This is a genomic window from Legionella fallonii LLAP-10 (assembly GCF_000953135.1).
GTDB classification, from domain to species: Bacteria; Pseudomonadota; Gammaproteobacteria; order Legionellales; family Legionellaceae; genus Legionella; species Legionella fallonii.
On sequence record NZ_LN614827.1, the window covers coordinates 1123491 to 1146693 of the forward strand.

Genomic DNA, 23203 nt, shown 5'->3' on the forward strand with positions numbered 1-23203 from the left:
TCGGCAATTCGTAAAGATCCAAAGTCGATACGGATCTATGCGGTGCTTGCCTAGAAAGGTTTTCTCACAATCCGTGCTCCAATCCGACCAGCGGCTGAGCACATACTAATTGTTTAAACCAACATCCCTGACGATAAGGCAGCGAGCTGTTTCTTATCAGGATTATGAATGCTAACCGCTGCAACAGCTGGTAAATTAAGAAAATGCTCCGCTTCTTCCCATTCAATTTCAGCGGGAAATAAACTTAAATTAGGAAAACACTTATTCAGTACTGTACAAAAGGCCAGATGAGCTGGGAAAGGGCGTACCTGTTGGTATCCAAGGCTCATAGCAGCCATAGCTTCAGATATAGTAGCAACCCCAGGTATATAATTCATGGAGTAAACATTAGCTGTTTGGGCTATTTCTGGGAGAAATCCTGGGCTTGCGGCGAAATGAACTCCTGCTTTATAACAATTTTCTAATTGTTGAGTATCTATAATGCTTCCTGCACCTATCTTAATAGAAGGGTACTGATTCATGATTTTAGACAATAGTTTTTGCTCGGTAGAATTGATTTCAATCAATGAAAAACCGGCATCGATCACTTGCTCTAGCCGTTGAAACAAGAAGTTATCAACATCAAGTGATACAATTACTGATTGATTGCCTAAAAACTTATCTATGATCATGGTGTAATTCCGTGATTGCCGCAATGATCTTCAATGTTAGAAGAGTTACCTTAAAATCGCAAGTATCTTGGCGCTAAAAGCAGGGTAAGATCCCATTTTAATCTGCAGGTTAATTGTAACTTTGTTACTGCTATCATTGTAGCTCGGACAACTAATTGTTCGACAAAATATCTAAATTTTTTAGTAGGATCTTTGTCCTGTGTAAGATAAGTGGGGGAAAACGTCTCTCACTTACATAAAGCCATTAGAGGGGCTCCAGATTGTTTTCTAGCTCATTATGTCGGGCAAGCAATTATCGGGCCGTTGTTTCCTGTGTAAGGAGCTTATTTCGAGCATTCATATCGACATTCTGTGTGTGATGGAACCTATGCAGGAGATGTTCAGAGATAAGTTTTAATGAGATTTCGGGTAAGAGTCTAAAGAAAAAAACCTGGGCTTTACCCAGGTTTCTAATCTTTTTATGCTATATGTAGAGCAATAGCATTAAAACCCGGGGGGTTTGATCGAAAAGGGGGTAGGAGCTGTTCGTGCTTCTTGAACCTGCTCTGTTTCCTTACGAATTTCTGTTGGGTTTTTGATATTAGTTACTGATGGTTTTGTTGCATCCACACCAAATCGCTCTAAGTTTTTAAGTAAAAACTGCATGGTTTGGTAAGGTATAGGCGCAGTACGTGGTAAATTTCTTCTCTCTATTTCAGACATTAAGAAATTTCGAGCCGGTACTCTTTGAACACCAGGGGCTTGATCTGCAAGGTTTAACAATTGCTCCGGTGTCACTTTAGACATCTGCTTAACAAGATCTATTTTTTCTTTATAAACATGTGCTGCGGACGCTTTACTTGGTTGAGGAGCCGAGGGGCCTCCTGTAACGGTAGGTCTAGGCGTTAGTGTTGGCGATGTTGTGTTAAGGGTATTTGCATCGGTACTATCAAGTTGTTGCAGCATTTGTTTGTCGCGCGCTAGCGAAGATTCAATTATGTTTTTTTGATTATTGGCTAACTGCTTTTCTTTTTCATTCGTTTTAATTTGTCCTTGAACATCTTCCACTTGCTCTTTGTGAACTTCAGTTTCTAATTTTTTATTATGGTGAACCAGATTCTTCACTATCATTAGCTCTGGCTCTCGGTGTTTAAATCTTTTATGCGCTTCAGCTTTCTCAGCAATATTATCTTTAATTGAATCCCAGGTTTGTCCTGGTTTTAAGAGATAATAATTCTTATTTTCATCTTTATGAATTCTTTCTCGCCTCAACTCAGGAGCTATTGCTTTTAACGCCTCATCGTTAGTATTTTTATGTGTATTAAGAACATAATGAGCTTCTTTAAATGAATCTACTTCCTTTCCATCGGCACCCACATAATATTTATCTTTATTTTTGACTGCAACCATATCATGATGGCTTGCTATCTTTAAGCCTAATGCGGTATGCATCTTCATCAGTATGGATGCTTCTTCGTCCTGATTATCTTTTATTAAATCTTCTACGTGGAGAAGGTACTCATCCATTTTGTTTCTAATATTATCTAAATGTGGCTGAATATGAGCATGCGCTGCCTTAGGATCTGTGTCTATTAATTTCTCAAACTCTCCTAACACAGACTCAAAATCAGCTAATTGCGCGTCGTATACATTATATTTGAAGGTAATTAGCTCACCTTCAGCATTTAATTTATCTAACTTTTCATCCAGGCCTTCTCGTTCTTTTATTAGTGCCTTTTCTTTCTCTTTGTTGTTTTGTAGTGCTTGTTCGTAATCATTGATAGATTGCATTAGTCCTGCTCTTTGAGCCACATTTGATGCTTTTGTTGCAGCTGCAGGTGGCGTTGAGGTTTTTGCACTGTCTTTTATCGCTTTTTTATTTTGTTCTAGAACAATTTCTTTTTGCTTGTCGTGTGCATGTGCTTTTTTCTCAAGATACCAATGGAAAAATGCCGCTTGCATTCGCTTCATTAACATCTGTTGTTCGCGCAGTTCCAGTTGATGATACTCCTCAAGAGATCTTTCTTCAGCCATTTTCATACCTATTTCAGATATGAGACTGTCTCCTGCTGGTGAGCGCAGAAAAATCGCTACATCTTTGGGGCTTTTTATACCAAAACGGCTGAGGGTAATTGTTGGTGACTGTTCCTTGGGGGTTGAAGATAGCTCCCCTTTAGTAGATGGGAGGTCTTTGGGAGTCGCCGATTTTTCTGCTTTAACTTCTTTGTCAATGTTTTTGTATATCAAATCGGCCCATTTATCTAATGGGGATTTTGTTTTCATTTCTTTTTCATGTTGAGCTTTTTTAGGATCGGCTATTTTTTGAGCATTATCAGATAATGAAACAGCAGATTTTCTTAACGAAGTCAATTCAGTAGATGATTCTTTATTAGCCATAAATATGATCCTTTTAGCCGCAGTTAACATAATTATACACAATATTGATCAATTAAGCATCAGTTGGCATGATTTTTATTATTTTACCATCCTTTCTTCATTTCTTGTGTTGTTATTTTTATAATATCTCACAAAATAGCTTATGGCGAATGTATTAGACCTATCAGTAAAGTTTCCGAAGAGGTCTATTGAAGTAATTTAGAGCAGGATTTTTGACATACGGTAAGAGCACTTTGCTAGCTATTACGTGAAATACCTTTTTACATTTGCATCGTATAGGTTTCTTGATTTGTTTCCATCCGAAGTACTGGTGCTGCTTCTTTGAAAAGCTTTTCGTAATGAGTCACAGGAGGTGGTGTGTCAATGTTTTCAGAAAAGCTATTGTTTTCTTCATCGAGTAATTGATGCAATAAACAGTGGCTTTCAGAATGAGGGATTAATTCAAAACGTCTTGGTTCCTTGGTGAAATACTCTAGTTTATCTTCTGTGGAATGCACCTGTGCATCTTCTTGATGAAATGCCCAGTAGTATAATTGCCCACGAATAATCTCTATAAAGGACAATAGATGCTGTTTTACTTCTCCTGCCAAATTATCCAGCCAGTCACAAACTAGAGTAAGACCCGTAGCACTAGAAGAAAATAAAATACCTATTGAATTATCCCAAAGATCCCCCCCAGCATAGAGAGCGCTTCCTAGCAAATAGGCAATAACGCGGCTTGCTGGATTGATAATGGATAGACTAAGGCGAAAAGTCAGTGAGAGTAAATCAAGTAATGGTAGGATGATAATATTTTTGATTAATTGTAGCGGCGGTATGAAAACGAGACGGATACTGTTCATTGCCGCATTTAAAAATACATTATCAGAAAAATATCCAAATGGTGAAGTAAAGCCGTATATTAGGGATAACCTAAAATCTGCAAGATAGTTATTTAGAGAGGGCCTTTCTGCAAAACTAATAAAGAGCTGTCCCAACGACTTAATATTACCAAGAGTAGATAATAATTTGCGGAAAAAGTTAGTAATTCCTCGAAAAGGCGTATGAATTAGAAGTGCGCTGAGTTCCAGTAGGGGAATGGTGAGCACAGCAAGTGCTAAATCCATACTGGCGGCAAAGAGTTGTTTTCCTAGTTGTTTGGCTAATAAGAAACTTTTCGCCCAGCCACGTATAAAACCATCTTCGTAGCCGTAATAATAGCCTTCAACAAAGGGAGCGATCACTAATTTAGCTATATTGATAATGTTCTTAAAAAACCATTTACATGTTCCTAATAGCCAATCCTCTCCAGGGTGCATGATAGTATCATATAGAGCCGCCCCACCTTTTCCTCCTAGAGCCGCATAAGTGGTATAAGGAAAATCGCCTATTTCTTGTTGCAATGAAGGTACTGCTTTAGTAATACCATATCCAAGGCTCAGCGCTAGTGCTGCAATAATTGCTACTTCAGCGGGATCCTCTTTGAGAATATTTATTGCATTAACAAAAAACTTGTCCAGATTGCCACTAGCAACAGAAGCTTGCCAGTAAGTCGCAGAGGCAGAAATAGCTTCTGCTCTTGTGCCATGACTCATCCAGTGTGCTAGTTTTTGCGTGGGCTCAATTCCTGCAATTAGTCCACTTAAATGCAGTTTTGTTAAAATTTCAGCTAATTTATCAGGAGCAATAATGGCTCCAGCCCCGTAAACATAGGCGGCCATAGCCAGAGTGCCTACTATAGGGTCACGCTCGCCGGTATCTATAAAAAAAGAGGCTAAATGGCGAATGACTCCTAAAAACCGATGTAAAGGGTTCTCATAAGCAGGAGGACTCGGTGGATGATTTGCTTTGGCAATCACATAGGGGCTACTATTAATTTGTTCTTTAATAAATTCTTCAAGCGTTTGTCCATTGTTTAATAATCCATTGTTTTCCAGGGCTTCGTGTAACGAGTGTCTCATTTCTTTTTGTGTCTTTATGTGCGGGTTAGTATCATGATCTTGCGTATTTTGAGTGTGAGTTGCATGGACATGAGTAAAAAACTCTTCATGCAAATCATGAACTATAAAATGACTTAAGCGTTTAAAGAAGTTATTGAAAAAGCTTGGAATACGTGAAATAAAAGCATTCATTTTTAAGCTTAGACGTTCAGGCCAATAAAGATGCTTCTTGCTGACTTGGCTCAATACATACAAGTCTTGGCCGCTAGGAAGAGGGTAAAATTTGTTTTCTTTAATGAAATAATTAATTGTTATTAGTTTATCTTGCTGTCGTAAGAGAATTTGTTGTGTTTCTGCTAGTATTATCCAATGGTCATTAGGTAATTGACCTAATATATGTTGTGCTTCTTTAAGTGTCTTTGCACTTTTGGGTTCTAAAGTATTTCCAGTCAGGTTGCAAATAAGTTGATCTAAACTGTCATAGCCCTTTTGTGCCAGTCCTTGCAACTTGTAATAAGGAGTTATTTTAGTAATGGATATACCATGAGAGCGATAAGATACTTCTGTTTTGTGTTCAGGCTTGGTACTAAACGATAGGTATTCTATCCAGTCTTGGCCATCACGCCATAATTTGCGAAAAAACGCCTCTACTTTTGCTAATCTACTGGCTGGAATATCATTTAAATTAGATGCTGGCACCAGATTATAGTGATGACAAATTACCCTTAAGGCATCATCAAGATCATCACTTGCATGGCCAATATGGATTTCACTATCCCAGATAAAACAAGGTGGTTCTTGGCTAGACCTCATCGGAAACTCTATTGAGGTGGCGAATGGTTTTGTCGCTTCTTGCTCTTCATCCTCTTCAGCGAGTTTTCGAAGAGGTCTATTCTTTATTTTAGTGAAATCCAGTTGATCTTGTCGTGAAATAGCATAAACACGATTAAATTGGTAATGTTGTGCGGCTTGACGTGCATCGTAGAGTAAATAACCTAATGAGCCCTCCGAAACTAAAGGATCGTTAGCTAACATTCGGTTGCCATCTCTACAATGCTCAATGATAAAAATGACCTCTCTTCTTAACTCTTCATGTCCCGCATGATCTTGGCTATCTAAATGTCTTTCTTGTTTTAAAAGAGGCATAAGCGAACTAATGCATTCATTGGCTAGGCGAAGTTTTTCTTGTTGCGCATGAGTAAGTGGTTTTTTATAGCTTTCTGATTTAATTCTGTAGCGATGAATCCGACTAATGGTATCGGCTACAAGTGATGAGGGTCGTCCACCGGGTAACGACTTTAATAATTCAGGATTATGAGTAAATAGCATTAATTGTACGGTTTTTTGATTATGATTTGCTATTAAACGTAATCGGTCTTCTCCTGGCAGGAGATATTCCATATTATACAGTCCATACAGTACTGTCCCAGCTTCATCGCTAAGTGCATTTCCTGTTATGGTAGGCATTGCTTTATGGCTAAAAGGCTTAATTTGTAGAGGAATAATAACCTGAGTTTGGCCATCCGTAGTTTGAAAATTGGGCATAAAAACCATACTTTGTCTTTATACTATAGAGTCAGAGTACTGGATTTTTAGGTAGGATAGCAAGTAGCGATGTGCTAAATTTATTTTTATTTTCCTTGGGTAATAGGAGTCGTAAGAGGTAAGCCTCAAAGCTACAAATCGATTAATCGCTGGAAGTTTTGAGGCCTGACTGGTAAAATGTGCTAAAAATAAACAGGAATCAATTTTAATGGTTAGTTATTGCGGATACATTGCTTTGGTTGGTCGGCCTAATGTAGGGAAATCAACGTTACTTAATCGTATTTTGGAACAAAAATTAAGTATTACTTCTAGAAAACCACAAACAACCCGGCATAGTATTTTAGGGATACGCACTGAAGGGGATCATCAGTTTGTTTATGTTGATACCCCTGGTATTCATCAAGAGAATAAAAAAGCGATGAATCGCGTGATGAATAAAACAGCGATTAGTGTGTTACGTGATGTGGATGTCGTTGCTTTTTTAGTGGATGGAACTCATTGGCAAGAAGAGGATGAATACGTTTTAAACTTAATTAAAAAGACAAAAGTTCCTTGTGTTTTAGTGGTCAATAAAGTAGATAAGATAGCAGATAAAGCGCAATTACTTCCGTGGATAGAAGAACTTAGCCAAAGGCATGAATTTGCCGCAATTATTCCGGTGTCTGCAAGGACTGGGGTACAAGTGGATGAACTACAAAAAAAGCTACTTAATTATTTACCAGAGGGGCCTCATCTATTCCCGGATGATCAATTGACGGATAGACCGATTAAATTTTTATGTGCTGAATTATTGCGTGAAAAAATTTTTCGTTTTTGTGGCCAGGAGTTACCTTATTCAGTTACAGTGGAAATAGAGTCGTTTAAATACGAAGGAACTCTTGCTCGTATTCATGCATTAATTTGGGTGGAAAAAGACAGCCATAAGCGCATGGTTATTGGCGATAAAGGACAAAAATTAAAAGAGATGGCGACAGAGGCTCGTTTGGATATGGAAAAATTACTAGATACCAAAGTTTTTCTCCAATGTTGGTGCAAAGTGAAATCAGGCTGGGCGGATGACGAACGCATCATAAAACAATTAGGTTATGACTTCTAAGTCTGTACAGGCTTGGGTAATCCATAAACAATGGTCTGGCGATACCAGTGCCAGGGTGAGTTTTTTTACACGTGAGTTGGGATTAATTCAATGTCTTTGCAAAGGTGGGCGCACCCCTAAAAAACAATCTCTTTTGCAGGCATTTACGCCTTTATGGGTTAGTGTTGACGAACGTTATAATCGTTATTATGCCCAAAAAATTGAAGGCATAGCCGCTATGTTGCCTCTTGAAGGAGTTTCTCTTTTTTCGGGCTTATATGTTAATGAACTTCTTTATTATACCTTGAGTCCTGCCAACCCTGATGAGGAGTTATTTAATGCCTATTTAACTACTTTAAATGGCTTGGCATTGAATTTAGATCGCTTCACTGTGGAATCTTTGTTGCGTCGTTTTGAGTGGGTACTTCTAAAAAGTTGTGGTTATTCTTTTTCCTTTACTCAAGAAGCCAGAACCGGGGAATTGATTATTTCTGATCATTATTATCATTTTATAGCTGGGGAAGGATTTATTTCTGCCAATAAAGGTATTCTTGGCGAGCATTTGTTGGCTTTAAGTGAAGATAACTTAAGCGAAGAGGCTTTGCTTAAATCAGCAAAACACATTATGCGACAGGCTATTGATCATCTGTTAGGAGGACGGGAAATTCAGGCCAGAAATTTATATAGATCCTAATAAGTCTAACAAAGGGATCTGTGGCCACTTTCTTTTATACATAGGGGATGAAGCCTTGGTCGATATCTATTATACTTCTCTTCTTATAACTATTTTTCCACGGATATTTGAACTCTTAATGAGCTAATAATTCCTTTTTTATATTTCTATGGTGCTGAATGAACAGAGAATTATTGTTAGGTGTTAATATTGATCACGTAGCAACCGTACGCCAGGCAAGAGGGACACGTTATCCCGATCCAGTCCAGGCTGCTATGGATGCCGAAGAGGCGGGTGCTGATGGTATTACCTTACATATGCGTGAGGATTTACGTCATATACAGGCACGTGATGTTCGTTTGATTAAGCAAGTATTACAAACGCGCATGAATCTTGAATTAGCGATTACCGACGCGATGTTGGATTTCGCGGAGGAAATTTTGCCTGAGCATACTTGTTTAGTTCCTGAAAAACGGGAAGAATTAACTACAGAGGGTGGGCTGGATATTATCACTCACCAAAAGTCGGTAGAGCATGCAGTACGACGTTTGCAGAAAATAGGTAGTGAAGTGTCTTTGTTTATTGATCCCGACTTGGATCAGATTAAAGCAGCTGCAGAAATAGGGGCTCCGGTAATCGAATTGCATACTGGATGTTATGCTGATGCAACCAGCGTAGAACAACAAAACCATGAATTGGATAGGATCAAACGGGCAGCGAGTTATGCAGCAAGCCTCAATCTTATAGTGAATGCAGGACATGGATTGAATTACCATAATGTGAAACCTATTGCGGCGATTAAAGAGTTATTGGAACTTAACATAGGCCATGCCATTGTTGCCCGCGCCTTATTTTGTGGTTTTAAAGAGGCCGTAAAACACATGCGCCAATTAATGCAAGAAGCGAGACTTTATGTCAACAACTGACGTGATTGTTATTCGTATTACTGGAGATTCCGGCGATGGAGTTCAGCTAGTAGGTGAGCAATTAACTATTAGTGCGGCACTTACCGGTCGTGATGTGCGTACATTGCCTGATTTTCCTGCCGAAATAAGAGCGCCTGCAGGTACGGTTGCCGGAGTTTCCGGTTTTCAACTTGCTATGGCTGAGCACGCTATTTTCACCGCAGGGGAATCTCTTGATGTTTTAGTTGCCTTAAATCCAGCGGCCTTAAAAAATTCTTTACAGCATCTCAATGAGGGTGGCTTACTCATCATTAATGAAGATAGTTATCAAGATAAAGATTGGCAAAAAGCAGGAATGGAACGCAGTTTTTTAGATAATTGTGCCGAACATTATCATGTGGTGGCCTTGCCTTTGATTAGTCAAACCCTGCAGGCAGTGGAGTCGATCGAGCTGACTAAACCGCAAGCGACTAAAACGAAGAATTTTTATGTTTTAGGTTTGGTATTATGGTTGTTTGATTTATCAACAGAAGCCTGTCAGCAGTTTATCGCTAAAAAATTTAAAAATAATGAAGCCGTCGCGAAGGCCAATGAATTGGCTTTATTGGCAGGTTACAATTATGCAATGACTTTGGAGTTATCCCGACGTGATTATATGTTGGGTGAGGCTAACAGGCAGACTGGAGAGTACAGGCAAATAACAGGAGTAGAGGCCGTTGGATTAGCGCTTGCTACTTTGAGTACTCATACTCGAACTCCAATGTTGGTGTCTGGTTATCCTATTACTCCAGCATCGGCCATATTGCATGAGTGTGTGCGTTTGTCTGATTTTGGTGTGCAATTATTGCAAGCTGAAGATGAAATTGCTGCAATTTGCTCTTGCATCGGAGCTGCTTATGGTGGGCGTTTGGCTTTAACTTGTACGTCAGGCCCAGGCCTTGATTTAAAAAGTGAGGGCTTAGGGCTTGCAGTAGTCGCTGAGCTGCCTTTGGTTCTTATTGATGTTCAGCGAGCAGGAGCATCAACCGGATTACCAACCAAGACTAGCCAAAGTGATTTAAGACAGGCTTTATACGGGCGTCATGGTGAGGCTCCTTTACCTGTTATCGCAGCGCAATCTCCTGCAGACTGTTTCAATACCGTGATAGAGGCGTTTCATCTAGCGATAAAATATATGACTCCTGTCATTGTTTTACTTGATTCTTATTTGGCTAATGCTGCTGAACCTTGGAAAATACCTGAAGTTGAGTCACTTTCTTTACCTGATATTCAATATAATCGCTTTCCAAAGCCTTTTCAGCGAGATGAGTTTTTAACTCGCAGTTGGAATACTCCAGGCACTCCTGGATTTATCCATCAATTAGGTGGGTTAGAAAAACAAGGTGAAGAAGGGCGCGTCAGTTATGATGCTGAGAATCATCAAAAAATGGTTGATTTACGTGCGCAAAAAGTCAAAGGTATTGCGCGTGAATATGCAAAAATAGTTATTGAAGGAAACGCCAAAGCTTCCGTTTTAGTCGTTGGCTGGGGAAGTACTTATGGCAGTTTAAAATCAGCTGTTTTGCAATGTTTAGATGACGGGCTACACGTTGCCTACATACACTTGCGCCACCTCAATCCCTTACCGGATGATTTGGCGGCCATTATAAAATCTTATGATACCGTTTTGGTTGCCGAGTTGAATACGGGGCAGTTATGCCAGCTTATCCGCTCGAACTATTTAGTCGATGCTCGTTCTATTAGTCAATGTAATGGTCAGCCCTTCGGCGTAACCCATCTAGTTAATGCCATTAAAATGGAAGCAGATTATGAACAACACATACAAGCGTGAAGACTTTACCAATGCTAATGAGGTTCGTTGGTGTCCTGGTTGTGGCGATTATGCAATTTTGGCTGCCTTGCAAAAGATGTTACCCGATCTTGGGTTACCTCCGGAGCAACATGTATTTGTCTCTGGTATAGGTTGTGCTGGTAGATTACCTTATTATATGAATACTTATGGATTTCATACTATTCATGGTAGGGCTACTGCTGTTGCCACTGGTCTAAAAGCAATGCGTGATGATTTATGCGTCTGGATTATTACAGGGGATGGCGATGCTTTAAGTATTGGCACAAATCATTTGGTTCACCTTTTAAGACGCAATGTTAATGTCAATATTTTGCTCTTTAATAATCAGGTTTATGGTTTAACCAAAGGTCAATTTTCTCCGACCTCTCAAAAGGGGCAAGTGACTAAAACGTCCCCCAAAGGAGTAACTAATGAGCCTGTTAATCCATTAACAATTGCTTTAGCATCGGGGGCCAGTTTTGTTGCCCGTGCAGTGGATAAAGACCCTAATCATTTAGCTTCTGTGTTGAAAAAGGCTCACGAACATCAAGGCTGTTCATTTGTTGAGATTTACCAGGATTGCAATATTTTTAATCATGGTGCTTTTGATGATTTTGCAGTAAAAAGTAATAGAGCGGGTAACACGGTATTGCTTGAGGATGGACAAACTTTATTGTTTGGTGCGGAAAAAGAAAAAGCCCTGACTCTGAAGGATGAAGAGTTCTGCAAGGTTTCTAGCCAAGAGGAAACACTTTATAAGCATAATTCGAGTAGTTTCATGGACGCAATACGCCTGGCACGCCTTTCTTTTCCCGATTATCCTGTGCCTTTAGGGGTTTATTATCAAAAATTACGTGAATTATTTACTTTTCAGCAGGAAGTAAAGAAATCAAAAACCGATTTGTCTGCATTGTATAGAGCTAAGGCCAGTTGGAAACAGGTCTTACTCTCTACCTTACCTTCCGCGCTTTATGCGCGGAATTCAGCCCTGTAGTAGCGTAATATGGAAGAGACAAAGTTGGGCAACAAATTGCCCGACCTAGAACCGCATTTTCCTTATTTTCAGATTTTCAACTCAGGGAAAACACGATCGTTGTATTGCTCTTGTAAATCAGTAGCGGCCAGCTCACTTTCCGATTTTTTCAAGGAAAAAAATCCAGGTTTAGTACCTAAAGAGCCAATGAAAATTAATGCATTAATGAGACTTTTTCCCAGATTAATTAAATAATCAGTCCAGCTTAGGTCGTTTGCAAAATAAGGTAATGCATTTTGAATTTTATTGTTAATTGTGTCTTTTATTTCCACGGTAAGTGGCTTATTGTTTTCCATTTGTTGTAGAGATAAATCGTTCAGCTCTTCTAATAAATTCTCTGCAATTTGTTTCGTCTTTGGGAACTCCATTCCTATAGTATCAATTTTTCTCTTAAAATCAGCCAGAATTTCAAGAACCACTATGTGCTTGTTATATTTTGTTTTCTTTGCCTTATTCTGTTTTTGTATTAAATCAGTCTCTATTGATGGCGTATCCACTAGTGCTTGTTCCTCTGTAGCATGGCTTTTAAGCAGTTCGGTTTTTTGCTTATTTAATAATTGAATACATTCCAGTGGATTTGTTGAATAATGAAAGAATGTGGCAAGATCTGATTTGGGAAAATGGGTATTATAGGAATTGTCATAGCTAATTTCTGGACGAACGCATATTTTCTTACTCTCATCGTATACTGTAGCAACAGAGTCTCCCATCGTTTTACATAGTTTAGCGGCTTCATTAAAAATCAGCAAAGCAGCATGTCTGGCCTCTTGATTATCTTTTAGAGGTACAGCTTTCATCAAATCAAAAATAGTATTATTTTCGATTTTATTTGGTGTCCAAATACGAGATAGGTCAGCACAATGAGCGCCGTACATTAACACTTTTAATGCCTTTTGTTCGGCTGACAGTTTGATGAGTTGCTCGGGATCATCTGTAAGATAAGAATGTTCCAAACAAGAGGCAAATGTTTCTAATTCTGCTTCATTTTGAAATAAAGTCGGGATGAGGTTCTTTTCATGGACATAATCTTTAAAGTTTTGCGCTGATTGTTTACGATAACGATCGTATTCTTCTGTGCCAAATCCGCTTTCACTTTCTCGGCCAGATACATAAAAAGCCATAGCGATTTGTAATTTAGCAATGAATGATTCACCTTGGCTATCAAGTTGCGCCATAATATGGTTTTGGATATCTGGAGCGGCGTATTTTAAATTAAAATCGACGACCATTCTAACCAAAAACTGGGTCCTTGCAGTATGGCAAAGCCCATGATTAGAGCGATATACGGCGGCTTCATCCCCATTGTAGCAATCATAATGAGAGGTAAGGCCGCTTATTGTATTACCATTCTGCTTATAGAGAATTGGAAAATAAGTTCCCGCGCGCTCTTCTGTATATTTTTTACTAAGGAATTTGTTGTCAGCAAAAATTAATGCTTGCGCTCCATAGTCGGTAATATTATTGGCAACGTTAACCTTTTGGGGTTGAAAAATTTGTCGTAACGTATTCAAGTGAGTCTCTACATCCTCGCTAGTAAATTTCTCCGGAGAGGCTACTCGCATTGTATTTATAGCCTTATCTAGAAGATCAGGGATGTTGGGAGGAAAATACGGATCAGCTTTTATTATTTTATCTTTGTACCATGGTAACAATTTGGGGTGTTGTAGCGCTAAATCTATACCACGGGTGAACAATGCTTCGAGTACTTCACTTGGCATGGGACCCAATTCCTTGTTTTTATGCGAATAAAGAGAAATAAGCATTTTTATGTAAGTGAATCCGCTCTCCCTCTCAAGATGATGAAGGTAAGATTGGTATACACGATTAATAGTTGCAATCTGAGTTGCATTGAATTGGAAGCTAGGGTTTGTTCGTACTATGTCTTGTTTCACCTGGTTAATAAGAACTGCGTATTCGGGGATGTTGTTATATTCTTTTTCTTTCATTAGGTTTATATAAAAATCTAAAAAAGTAATTTTTTCAGTTCGCCACTTTAAAAGGGATAACAAGTCTTCTATGCTCTCGTAGGTAATATCACGTTGAGTATAGTTCCACATATTATTAACGTAAGATGAAATTTCTTCATCTGATCTATGGAGTTTTTGAGCAAGCTTGCATACTGAAACAATCTGATGTACTTGATCAGATTTTTCCTGCATTAACGATAACAGATGTTTAGATAACATCGATTCGATATTTGGGTCACTGGCGTTGTTTTTATACAATTTATAAATTATTTTCAGAGCCGCTATCCTTAAATTTTGGTGCTCCAATATTTTTTTGAGGAGATCATTATCCGCCTCGCGGATCTTTTGTTTATCAAAAACTGAGATAATCCTGTCGATTAAATAGGTAAATTCTTTTTCTTGTAGTGGAATGTTGAAAAGCTTTTTATATCTCATTATCTCGATAAAATGCCGTTCTTTCTGTACTTCTGGCAGTTGATTAAATTGTAGGTACTTGTCCTCATAAGCTTTTTTTATCGCAGGGTCATTTTTTAATCGGTTTAATCTATCTACTAATTTCTTCTGACATAGGCTATTAATTTGATTTTTTAATTCGTCAGGATAGTAAATATCTACAGATAAAATTTTATTGGTGAGGCGATTGGAGAGTGTCCCATATACGGAGATAGTTTTAATCTCTTCTACGGTTAATGTGGCTAGCAGCAGGGGATTTTTCTTTTCTAACTTTTCTAGGCTATGTTCTACAATTTCTTCCCATAATTTGAGAAGTTCCTCATGAGTCAATTGTTTTTTCTTGACGAATAAGGAGGAATCTTTGGGGGAATATTGATAAATATCAATAGACTTTCCTGATTTTATTTCAAATTCCTGTTGCAGGTAAACTGCTTGTAATAAAGAGGCGTGGTACAAAAGCAAATCTTCTGAGTACAAATTTTTACCATCGTCTTCTTTTGCGTCCTCAGTATCGAGAGTATCCATATTATAAAAATTAGGTTCAGGAAAAAAATAAACTCCCGTTATATCTTCTTGAGCAATGTCATAAAGTGTTTCAGAGTGCTCCAGAGCTCTCTCTTGTTTATAAAACTTCCCATAGCCTCGATAAGTATAAGTAATACGTTGAGGGCCCTGTTCTGCCAGTTGGGTTAATTGTTCTTTTGCTTCTTCAGCGGGAAGCCTTGCTGTAAAATGCAGGTGTTCCTTTTTACCCCGACCGCTATTGCTATCCGAGGAAGATATCTCGGAAAATTTAGAAAGCTGCGGTGAAAGAATATAGCCTGCGGCAGAAAAGGCTGGAGTTTTGTGATCGGCTAGACTTGTTGAACGCGATAAATTCCCATGAGGACTGTTGAGCGGTTTATGTAGCTCATAACCAGAATTTGTTTTATGTTTTTTTCTTTTTTGTCGATCTTTTGGAGTTCCTGATGGGGCGCCTAATCCACGTAATAGGGTAAAATTATTTGATGTTTTTGGCATAGTATTTCACTTGGTTTATCGAGGTTATAAAACAAAAAAATCAGCGAGAACAAACAACATGGCTGAGATTAAAGTGAACTCTTGAGTCATTGTTTGTATTTAAATTACTCAACAAAAGCTCATTTGTTTCACGATTATCCTTTTAATCATTAAAACCAAGTGATAACTAGTTCTCCATTCATCATTGTCAGAGGATGAGAGCATGTGATTTCCAATTGTACTAAGAATCCATTTAACAGTCAATTTGTGGTGTGGAGAATGAGCTATATCGAGAGGGGGAAATTAGTCGATGCTAAAGAACATGAATAAAAAATGAGTGCCTGGTTATGTACGTTTTATTGAGTCACAATGTTTCAGCATTGTGGCCGTTGCCCGTATTTCGCTGCGCTAATATGGGCGACGACATCTTTGTTTATCAACATTGTGGGGTTAATGAATCGGTCTGGGATGGTTGTTCGTTCTTTTTAAAGGTACTGGCAAAAAGACCGACACCGCCAAGGATTGCTGCGATACCAATTCCAGCTACTACTAATCCGCTAATGCCAAAGGTTGTTGCATTCAATACAGTAAAGGCAACAGCTACGGCAGCAATGCCTAAAGCTGTTATAAAACCACTCAGTAGATGCATGTTAAAAGTATATGGTGACGAGTTAGGTTCACTGCTCTGCGTTAGCTCACCTTTTTCTGGTTCAATACGTTCTGAATGATTTTCGACAGGAGGGACATTCAAAAGAGTCACTATAGGTTTTTCAATGGTTTTTTTAGACTGACGTTCTACAGGAGTTGCATTATCCTCTAAGGCTTTTCTAACGAATACACCAGTTTTTAACGGTGCGTTGTTTAAACAACCTTCCTCAAGATGGTCTTGCTCTATCATCATCTGAGCAAGAGCAAGAGAGTCTGCAGTGCATACATCATTAAAAGAAATATCTTCTTCGCGGATTAGTTTTTTAGTGATGACTTGTACTACATTAGTGCACCCAGTCATTTGTTTTAATTGCTCAATAATTTGTTCGCAATTACGTTTATCTTCTCCAGGATTCGCTAAAAATAGGGTCTTTCTGGCAAAGTCAACTTTTATGGCAAATGCATGGCTTCCTGTAGTCGTACTGATGAATAGAGGCTCTTTTTTATTCTGTAATGCTAAATTTAATTTCTCTGCATTGGCATCTTTGATATTAAGATAATTATTTAGCAAGTTTTGATCCGCTAAAACCCAGTTTTTTTGATCTAAATTTAAGTGATTACGGACGAGCTGCACTAAATAGCCTTCTTCTCGTATTAGTTTTTCTATATAGCGATTAAAGATCTCTCTATCAAGTTCTATAGTGCGGATTGTTACCTTGTCTGCTGAATCGACTATTCTATCTTTGAGTTGTAATAAACTACTTGCTTTCTTCTGTCCAAGCAAAAGATCTTTTATTTCTTTTTGTAGGCCGAGTCCTATAAGTGGAGCGATGCGTCCTAGATCACTAATATAATTAATATTTTCTTTAATATCCGTTGAGTTGGCTATTCTTGGCTGCAGATCAAATATAAGTTGATTAATCATTTCATCCGCTGGGGTAGTGCCTCTGCCTTGAGAATAGTCTATAGTGATTATTACTTGTTCGGGATTTCTTGTTATGTTGTGCTGAGTACCATGAATTACATTAGCTGTTTCCGCAGATTCTTTATACATGGCGGATGGAATTTCGATAGTATTAGGCCGTCCAGAGAAACGATGAGTCGCTGGATAAAAAGTTATTCTAATTTGTTCTATAGTAGCAATTAATCCTTCGGGATAGATGTAATTATGGTAATTGTAATCTCGTTTACCTGGAACGGGGGCACCTTCTTCTTTGAGTTCTAGTGCATTAACATCTTTAATTTTGATTTTCACTTTATCTTGGGCCAACTCGATGTCTTCTTGTTTAAAGCCGTGCTGCCTGAGTATTTTTTTTAAAATTAGTTCTTTCATTCGAATCCTGAGTTAACGCTGATTTATTAATTTAAATAGTGTGAGTTCTGGGGTTAATGATTTTGATTAATTATACATCATGAAATGCTTATTTTATACTTAAATGTGAATTTTAGAACGATTTTTTATTTTTCACTGTTATCTGGTCGGCAATGATTATTTATATTTTTCCCGATTTTTTGTAAATAAAAAAAGGCATTCTGGCAATCAGGTACATTATTACTCGCCAAAATGCTGGGTAGTAGAGCAACCGCTTTCCTCCATTGATTGCCTTCCAACACGCTTTGGCGCAGTCTTTGGGAGAGGCCGCATAAAAAATTCCTGGCAAGCCATAGGTTTGTTTTGTATCAATGAATCCCAAACGAACTATTGTTATATGCTGATTTATTGTTGCCCCTTGTTGTAATCCTTGGAGATAGACTTCTATTGCTGCTTTGCTGGCACCATAAAGACTATTTTTAGCGCGTCCACGGCACGCGGCTACTGAGCTTAAGTAAAGAAGGTTATGTTGTTTTTGCGTCGAATTTAAATAGCTATGGATTAATAGGGTGGTGCTAAGGATATTTGTTTCTATGAGTTGAGTAATAGTGGAGGGGGTTAATGCATTATTTTCTGTAAAATCACTATGGGCAATCAATAAGTCTAATTCGCTATCGCATTGTTTTAAGATCATAGCTAATTGAGTTGTAACGTCATGCATTTTTGTTACCACATAATCGCAAGAAACCTGAAAACGTAGTTGTATGTCTTGGGCGATAATAGCCAATTGTTCTTTGTCTCGCCCAACCAAACGTAATGAATGTCCTGATGTTGCTGCAAGATGCGCAAATTCTTCTGCAATGATAGAAGTTGCTCCTAAGATAACCCAGGTTCTTTGTGTCATTATATTATTCCTAATCGCTTCGCAAGATCAGACCGCATTGCACATTGGTGGTGAGCGAGTATTTGTGAAAAATACTCATGATTTGTGTATGTTTTTTTATATTGCTCTGGAGTTAATAACAAATCTTTAGCTAAATAAATACGTCCGTTCATCTCACTAATGAGTTGATTCATTGCCTTAATTGCCTGTTTGGCTGCAGTGTTATGAATGAAATCTATAGCTATAGTAAAACCGGGTTTACAAAAAGAAAGTATTCCTTCTCCAGCCTGGCTAAATAATTTGAGCACTGCGAGGGTTGGAGTTGCTTTATTACACTGAATTAAATGGATTAACTGCTCTAAAGTATTGCATGCATTATCTTGGTCAAATACTGCTTGAAACTGAATTAAACCCTTAGGACCATAGAGCCTGTTCCAGTGAGCTATTTTATCTAGGGGGTTATTAAATTCCTCAAGACTTAATAGTTCTTTAGGCTTTTTACTCGTTGCATAGATCTTATTAAATAACTTCATATTCCATGATTTTATTAAACCGAAGGGGATTTTGGGTACTTTATGAGTGCTTGTTGTCTTCTTGGGAGGTCGAGAAACGGCAGTACAATGATTGGCTAATGATAATATGGAGTTTTGTTCTTCGTTAAGTAAGTCAACCCACGCAACTTGATAATCATAGGTTGGATTATCGGCTGACATTTGCCCCATTAAGGTTTTAAAAGAATTAAAGGAACGGTTTTCTACTTGTACATAGCGTGAGGCTTTTTTTAAGCGAATAGCAACTTGAGTAATAACACCGGTTAAACCCAAACCCGCAATAGTTGCATAAAATAAATCGGAATGTTCTTCACGACTGCATCGTATTTTTTTATCGTTAATGAGTAATTCAAACCAAAGTATATGACGGCCAAAACTTCCTTCGTGGGGATTGTTTTTACCGTGGACGTCATGAGCTATTCCTCCTGCAACAGTGGCATGTACTGTTCCTGGTATCACAGGAGGTATAAATTGAGGATCTAGTAGAAACAAATCCTTAAACGGAGCATGTGCTTGGCATACTGCAATTCCTGAGTCTTGATTAAAACTAATCAAATGATTCAGACGTGTTGTGTCAATCACAAGTCCATTGTTATTGAGACAACTATCGTTATAACTGAGTCCGGCACCACGAGCAAGTAGGCGCTCCTGTTTATTGTCAGCTATGCATTCAATGAGTTGTTTTTCATTGTCAGGACGCAAACAGAACGATTCGCTATATAAGGAGCGGCTAAAATTAGATAGTACTATTTTTTTGCTGCGCATGCTGGCTTCTTATCAAGGAAAAAGAGATTTTTGAGTGTCTCATGATTTATTTCTTAATTAAATAACCTTAAATAATAAAAGGATAGCTATACTTTAGGTAATTTCATCATTTAAAAGGAATTATATCATGAGACGATTAAGCATCATTCTTTTTAGTGTGCTCTCATTTTCACTCTATGCTGCAGACATTCCTCAAGACGTGATTGGTAGTCAAAAATTTGATGCAATGAGGTGTTTTACTGAAAATAGTCAAACCTGTATTAATTCTGTTTGTTTGAATTCAGACCAGATAGATTGTCAGGATAACTGTCGAAAAATGGCTAAAGAAAAATGCCAACAACAAGCTAATGAATAGATCGGTTTGATAATAGATTTTTTTGCAGATCTCCTCCTCTGTTATCTGTGTTATAAAGTTAGGCATTATGACATCAGATATAGTCTGTATTACGCTTTTAAAATATTTTGTTGAGCGCGACATTATTATTAATACGCCCTAACTTCTAATATTTTCGTCAACTCGTTGACATAGTCATTTTTAATATGTCAAATTAGAATGCTGAATATGAAGCATGCTATTGATTTATCACTATATTTTTAATGTGGCATGATATTTGCTTAGAAAGACTATTGGGTATGATTATTTATTTTATAAGCTAATTTTCACTATTAATTGAACTCTAAATCTCAAGATGAATTGGATTAATGGTGTCAGAGGCGAATGGACTGCTTATGGCTGAAAAAGATGTGTTGTCACAGGAAGAGATAGATGCTCTGCTCGAATCAGTAGATGATCTCACTGAAGGGGATTCTGGCGAGCAAGACGCTAGTGAAGAATTGAATGAGGAGCAATCAGAACAATTAGTCGACTCATCTGATCAGGAGTCAGAGGCTCTAGATGATACTTCAACCAAAGGCCCAGAAGCTGGAGTCAAGACGCTCAACTTTACTAGCCAGAAACGCATAGTCAAGGGTCAATTACCCGTATTAGATAAAATTTATGATAGAGCAATACGCTATTTTGCTTCTGATGTCTACCAACTCACAGCAAAAGATTTTGAAATCAAACAAGATCCACTCTTAATTGTGAAACATAGGGAGTTTATGAGTGGATTACCTAATCCTAGCCTAATGAACATTTATAAGTTTAAGCCTTTGCGTGGTAAAGGCATCATATTGTTTGATAACGTATTTGTTTATGATTTAGTGGATTATTATTTTGGTGGTAGTAGCCAATTTTATGCACAAAAAGATAAAACTGACTTTACAGCAACAGAGTTGCGAGTTATGGAGGCGGTGTATAAGAAGTTTGCGGCCAATTTAATACATGCCTGGGAACCTATTATGAAACTTGACCTGATGAAGGTCAATGAAGAAACCAACCCTCAGCTAGTGAATATAGCCGAGCCGGATGAAATGTTGCTTGTTGGGCGATTTACTTTGGATTTTGGTAAAGAAAAAGGCTCATTTTACATCATACTGCCTTATTCTATGCTTGAACCTATTAAGCAACAATTAGAGTTAGGGGCTTCTCGTCCTGATGACGAAATTGATCCTAACTGGATTAAGTCTCTAAAAGAAGAGTTAATGGACGTTGAACTCACCATTAGTTCGGCTATGGCACAAGCCTCAAGTACTTTGGGGAGTGTGATGTCATGGCAGGTTAATGATTTTATACCTTTGGAAATGAGTGAAGTAGTTACCTTAGATATTGAAGGCACCCCTAGTTTTACCGCAACTATGGGGAGCGCCAATGAAAAAAGAGCACTTAAAATAATAAAAACAATAAGTTATTAGGGGATATGGATGACTCAATCAAAAGAATCGGCGCTTGATCCGACCAAACCTCAAGCCAATGCTTTAGCACAAGATGCTGATTCCGAGAAAATGGAATTGATATTGGACATACCAGTATCGGTAACAGTAGAAATTGGTCGCACTAAAATGACGATTCGTAATTTATTACAGCTCAATCAGGGCGGTATCGTTGCACTCGATCGCCTGACCGGAGATCCACTTGATGTTTTAGTTAATGGTACTTTAGTGGCTCATGGTGAGGTCGTTGTAGTTAACGATAAATTTGGCGTGAGATTAACGGATATAGTGAGTAAAGCTGAGAGGATTAAGCGACTCAGATCATGATTAAAGTGCGTTTTATTATTTCATTATTTTTTTTATTCATGAGTCGATGGGCTTTGGCATTGCCTACGGATGGAGCCAATCTGATTAGCCGTAATGAGTTGTTGCGACTTATTACCGGTTTACTGATGGTTCTATTGGTCATTGTTTGTTTGTCTTGGATAGTAAAACGCTTAAATGTCGTTAAATTAAGTACCTCCAAAGGCTTTCAATCCATAGCAAGTATGACTTTAGGCGCTAAAGAAAAAATAATCCTATTAAAAGTAGGTGAGCGTTATTTATTGGTTGGGGTTGGAGCAAGTACCGTAAATACCCTGCATGATTTCGGCGAGCAATTGCCCGCAGGATTTGACGCAGAAAATAAAACTACCTTTGCTGAGCTTCTCAAATCTGCAGTAGGAAAAAAATAAGATGGACTTTAAGAACATAAAACTGCTCTCCAAAATCGCGTCTATCCTCTTGCTTATTTTATTGCCTTTAACTGTTCAGGCTGATCCTTTGTCATTACCTGCTGTGACGGTACAACCAGGTGCAAATGGTACGCAGTCTTATAGTGTTAATTTGCAAATTCTAATTTTTATGACCGCCCTGAGCGTTTTGCCTGGATTACTGATGGCAGTAACCGCATTCACTCGAATTATCATCGTATTGTCAATTTTACGTCAGGCTATTGGCATGGCACAAACGCCTACTAATCAAATCCTGATTGGTATTGCTTTATTTATGACTTATTTTGTCATGTCTCCCGTCTTTAACAAAATTAATGATACGGCAATACAACCTTATATGGCTGACAAAATGAGCTTCCCTCAAGCCTTATCGAATGCTCAAATTCCGTTACGACAGTTTATGTTGAATCAAACGCGAAAAAATGATTTATCATTGTTTAAGCAATTTGCTAAAGATAACTCAGCTGCTCTAGCTGAAGTACCTATGAGCGTACTCATTCCAGCATTCATTACTAGCGAATTGAAAACAGCATTCCAAATTGGATTTATTCTATTTTTACCTTTTTTAGTTATTGATCTGGTAGTTTCTAGTGTTTTGATGGCAATGGGAATGATGATGTTATCTCCTTTAATTATTTCTTTGCCTTTTAAAATTATGCTGTTTGTGATGGTGGATGGCTGGACATTAGTCTTGGGATCACTTGCCTCAAGTTTTGCCATGGCCTAGGAGCGATTATGAACCCTGAATCTATAGGTTTTTTGTTTAGCGGATGTGTGAACGTCATTTTATTACTGTTAGCTGTGCTTACTGTACCCGGTTTAGTGGTTGGTTTAATTGTGGCAATGTTTCAAGCAGCAACTCAAATCAATGAGTCTAGCTTAAGTTTTATACCTAAATTGTTTGTTACTTTTTTAGTATTAGTATTTGCCGGTCCTTGGCTATTAAAGACTTTAGTTAATTATACTGATTCTTTAATTACCAATATCCCTTATATGATAGGTTAGGAACTAG

General features: G+C 38.1%; 18 protein-coding genes. 11 read left to right on the forward strand and 7 right to left on the reverse strand.

Annotated elements, in window-relative coordinates; genetic code table 11:
• Positions 1-113 precede the first annotated feature (113 nt).
• The 3 genes from LFA_RS04525 to LFA_RS04535 form a co-directional block, all read right to left on the reverse strand.
• Positions 114-671, reverse strand: coding sequence for a bifunctional 4-hydroxy-2-oxoglutarate aldolase/2-dehydro-3-deoxy-phosphogluconate aldolase (locus tag LFA_RS04525; protein ID WP_045095116.1), 558 nt, complete (start codon positions 669-671; stop codon positions 114-116).
• A gap of 483 nt (positions 672-1154) precedes the next feature.
• On the reverse strand, positions 1155-3047 hold the full coding sequence (locus tag LFA_RS04530) for a hypothetical protein (protein ID WP_045095117.1): 1893 nt from the start codon (positions 3045-3047) through the stop codon (positions 1155-1157).
• 260 nt (positions 3048-3307) lie between these two features.
• Positions 3308-6511 carry a hypothetical protein gene (locus LFA_RS04535; RefSeq protein ID WP_045097422.1) on the reverse strand — a complete coding sequence of 1068 codons (3204 nt, stop codon included), beginning with the start codon at positions 6509-6511 and terminating at the stop codon, positions 3308-3310.
• A gap of 208 nt (positions 6512-6719) precedes the next feature.
• On the opposite strand from LFA_RS04535, the gene era reads away from it, so the two are divergent.
• The 5 genes from era (at position 6720) to LFA_RS04560 (ending at position 11989) form a co-directional block, all read left to right on the forward strand.
• Complete coding sequence (era, locus tag LFA_RS04540; RefSeq protein ID WP_045095118.1) at positions 6720-7607, forward strand: GTPase Era; 888 nt, start codon at positions 6720-6722, stop codon at positions 7605-7607.
• Positions 7597-8280, forward strand: a complete 684-nt coding sequence (gene recO / locus LFA_RS04545; RefSeq protein ID WP_045095119.1) for a DNA repair protein RecO — start codon at positions 7597-7599, stop codon at positions 8278-8280. Before era ends, recO begins: the two co-directional genes overlap by 11 nt.
• Before the next feature lie 158 nt (positions 8281-8438).
• Complete coding sequence (pdxJ, locus tag LFA_RS04550; RefSeq protein ID WP_045095120.1) at positions 8439-9185, forward strand: pyridoxine 5'-phosphate synthase; 747 nt, start codon at positions 8439-8441, stop codon at positions 9183-9185.
• Positions 9172-10995: a 2-oxoacid:acceptor oxidoreductase subunit alpha gene (locus tag LFA_RS04555; protein WP_045095121.1), complete on the forward strand. Its 1824-nt coding sequence runs from the start codon at positions 9172-9174 to the stop codon at positions 10993-10995. The genes pdxJ and LFA_RS04555 overlap by 14 nt, the downstream gene beginning before the upstream one ends.
• Positions 10973-11989 (forward strand): 2-oxoacid:ferredoxin oxidoreductase subunit beta, encoded by a 1017-nt coding sequence (locus tag LFA_RS04560; RefSeq protein WP_045095122.1) that lies wholly within the window; start codon positions 10973-10975, stop codon positions 11987-11989. Before LFA_RS04555 ends, LFA_RS04560 begins: the two co-directional genes overlap by 23 nt.
• 68 nt (positions 11990-12057) lie before the next feature.
• Here LFA_RS04560 and LFA_RS04565 read toward each other — a convergent pair whose 3' ends face one another.
• The 4 genes from LFA_RS04565 to LFA_RS04580 all read right to left on the reverse strand — a co-directional run bounded on the left by LFA_RS04565 (position 12058) and on the right by LFA_RS04580 (position 19606).
• The gene (locus tag LFA_RS04565; RefSeq protein ID WP_045095123.1) at positions 12058-15468 is read right to left on the reverse strand and encodes a SidE phosphodiesterase domain-containing protein; all 3411 of its coding nucleotides are present in this window, start codon (positions 15466-15468) and stop codon (positions 12058-12060) included.
• Between the two features lie 415 nt (positions 15469-15883).
• Positions 15884-17428 (reverse strand): hypothetical protein, encoded by a 1545-nt coding sequence (locus LFA_RS04570; RefSeq protein ID WP_045095124.1) that lies wholly within the window; start codon positions 17426-17428, stop codon positions 15884-15886.
• Between the two features lie 160 nt (positions 17429-17588).
• Entirely contained in the window at positions 17589-18311 is a 723-nt protein-coding gene (locus LFA_RS04575) for an SDR family NAD(P)-dependent oxidoreductase (RefSeq protein WP_045095125.1), read from the reverse strand.
• Positions 18311-19606, reverse strand: coding sequence for an FAD-binding oxidoreductase (locus LFA_RS04580; RefSeq protein WP_045095126.1), 1296 nt, complete (start codon positions 19604-19606; stop codon positions 18311-18313). The genes LFA_RS04575 and LFA_RS04580 overlap by 1 nt, the downstream gene beginning before the upstream one ends.
• A gap of 127 nt (positions 19607-19733) precedes the next feature.
• On the opposite strand from LFA_RS04580, the gene LFA_RS04585 reads away from it, so the two are divergent.
• From LFA_RS04585 to fliQ, 6 genes are all read left to right on the forward strand, one after another.
• Positions 19734-19961, forward strand: coding sequence for a hypothetical protein (locus tag LFA_RS04585; protein WP_045095127.1), 228 nt, complete (start codon positions 19734-19736; stop codon positions 19959-19961).
• Between the two features lie 374 nt (positions 19962-20335).
• Entirely contained in the window at positions 20336-21400 is a 1065-nt protein-coding gene (gene fliM / locus LFA_RS04590; RefSeq protein ID WP_045097423.1) for a flagellar motor switch protein FliM, read from the forward strand.
• A 9-nt stretch (positions 21401-21409) separates the two neighbouring features.
• Complete coding sequence (gene fliN, locus LFA_RS04595; RefSeq protein WP_045095128.1) at positions 21410-21745, forward strand: flagellar motor switch protein FliN; 336 nt, start codon at positions 21410-21412, stop codon at positions 21743-21745.
• 38 nt (positions 21746-21783) lie between these two features.
• Positions 21784-22152 (forward strand): flagellar biosynthetic protein FliO, encoded by a 369-nt coding sequence (gene fliO, locus LFA_RS04600; protein WP_045097424.1) that lies wholly within the window; start codon positions 21784-21786, stop codon positions 22150-22152.
• A 1-nt stretch (position 22153) separates the two neighbouring features.
• Entirely contained in the window at positions 22154-22918 is a 765-nt protein-coding gene (gene fliP, locus LFA_RS04605; RefSeq protein ID WP_045095129.1) for a flagellar type III secretion system pore protein FliP, read from the forward strand.
• 8 nt (positions 22919-22926) lie between these two features.
• The gene (gene fliQ, locus LFA_RS04610; RefSeq protein WP_045095130.1) at positions 22927-23196 is read left to right on the forward strand and encodes a flagellar biosynthesis protein FliQ; all 270 of its coding nucleotides are present in this window, start codon (positions 22927-22929) and stop codon (positions 23194-23196) included.
• Positions 23197-23203 lie beyond the last annotated feature (7 nt).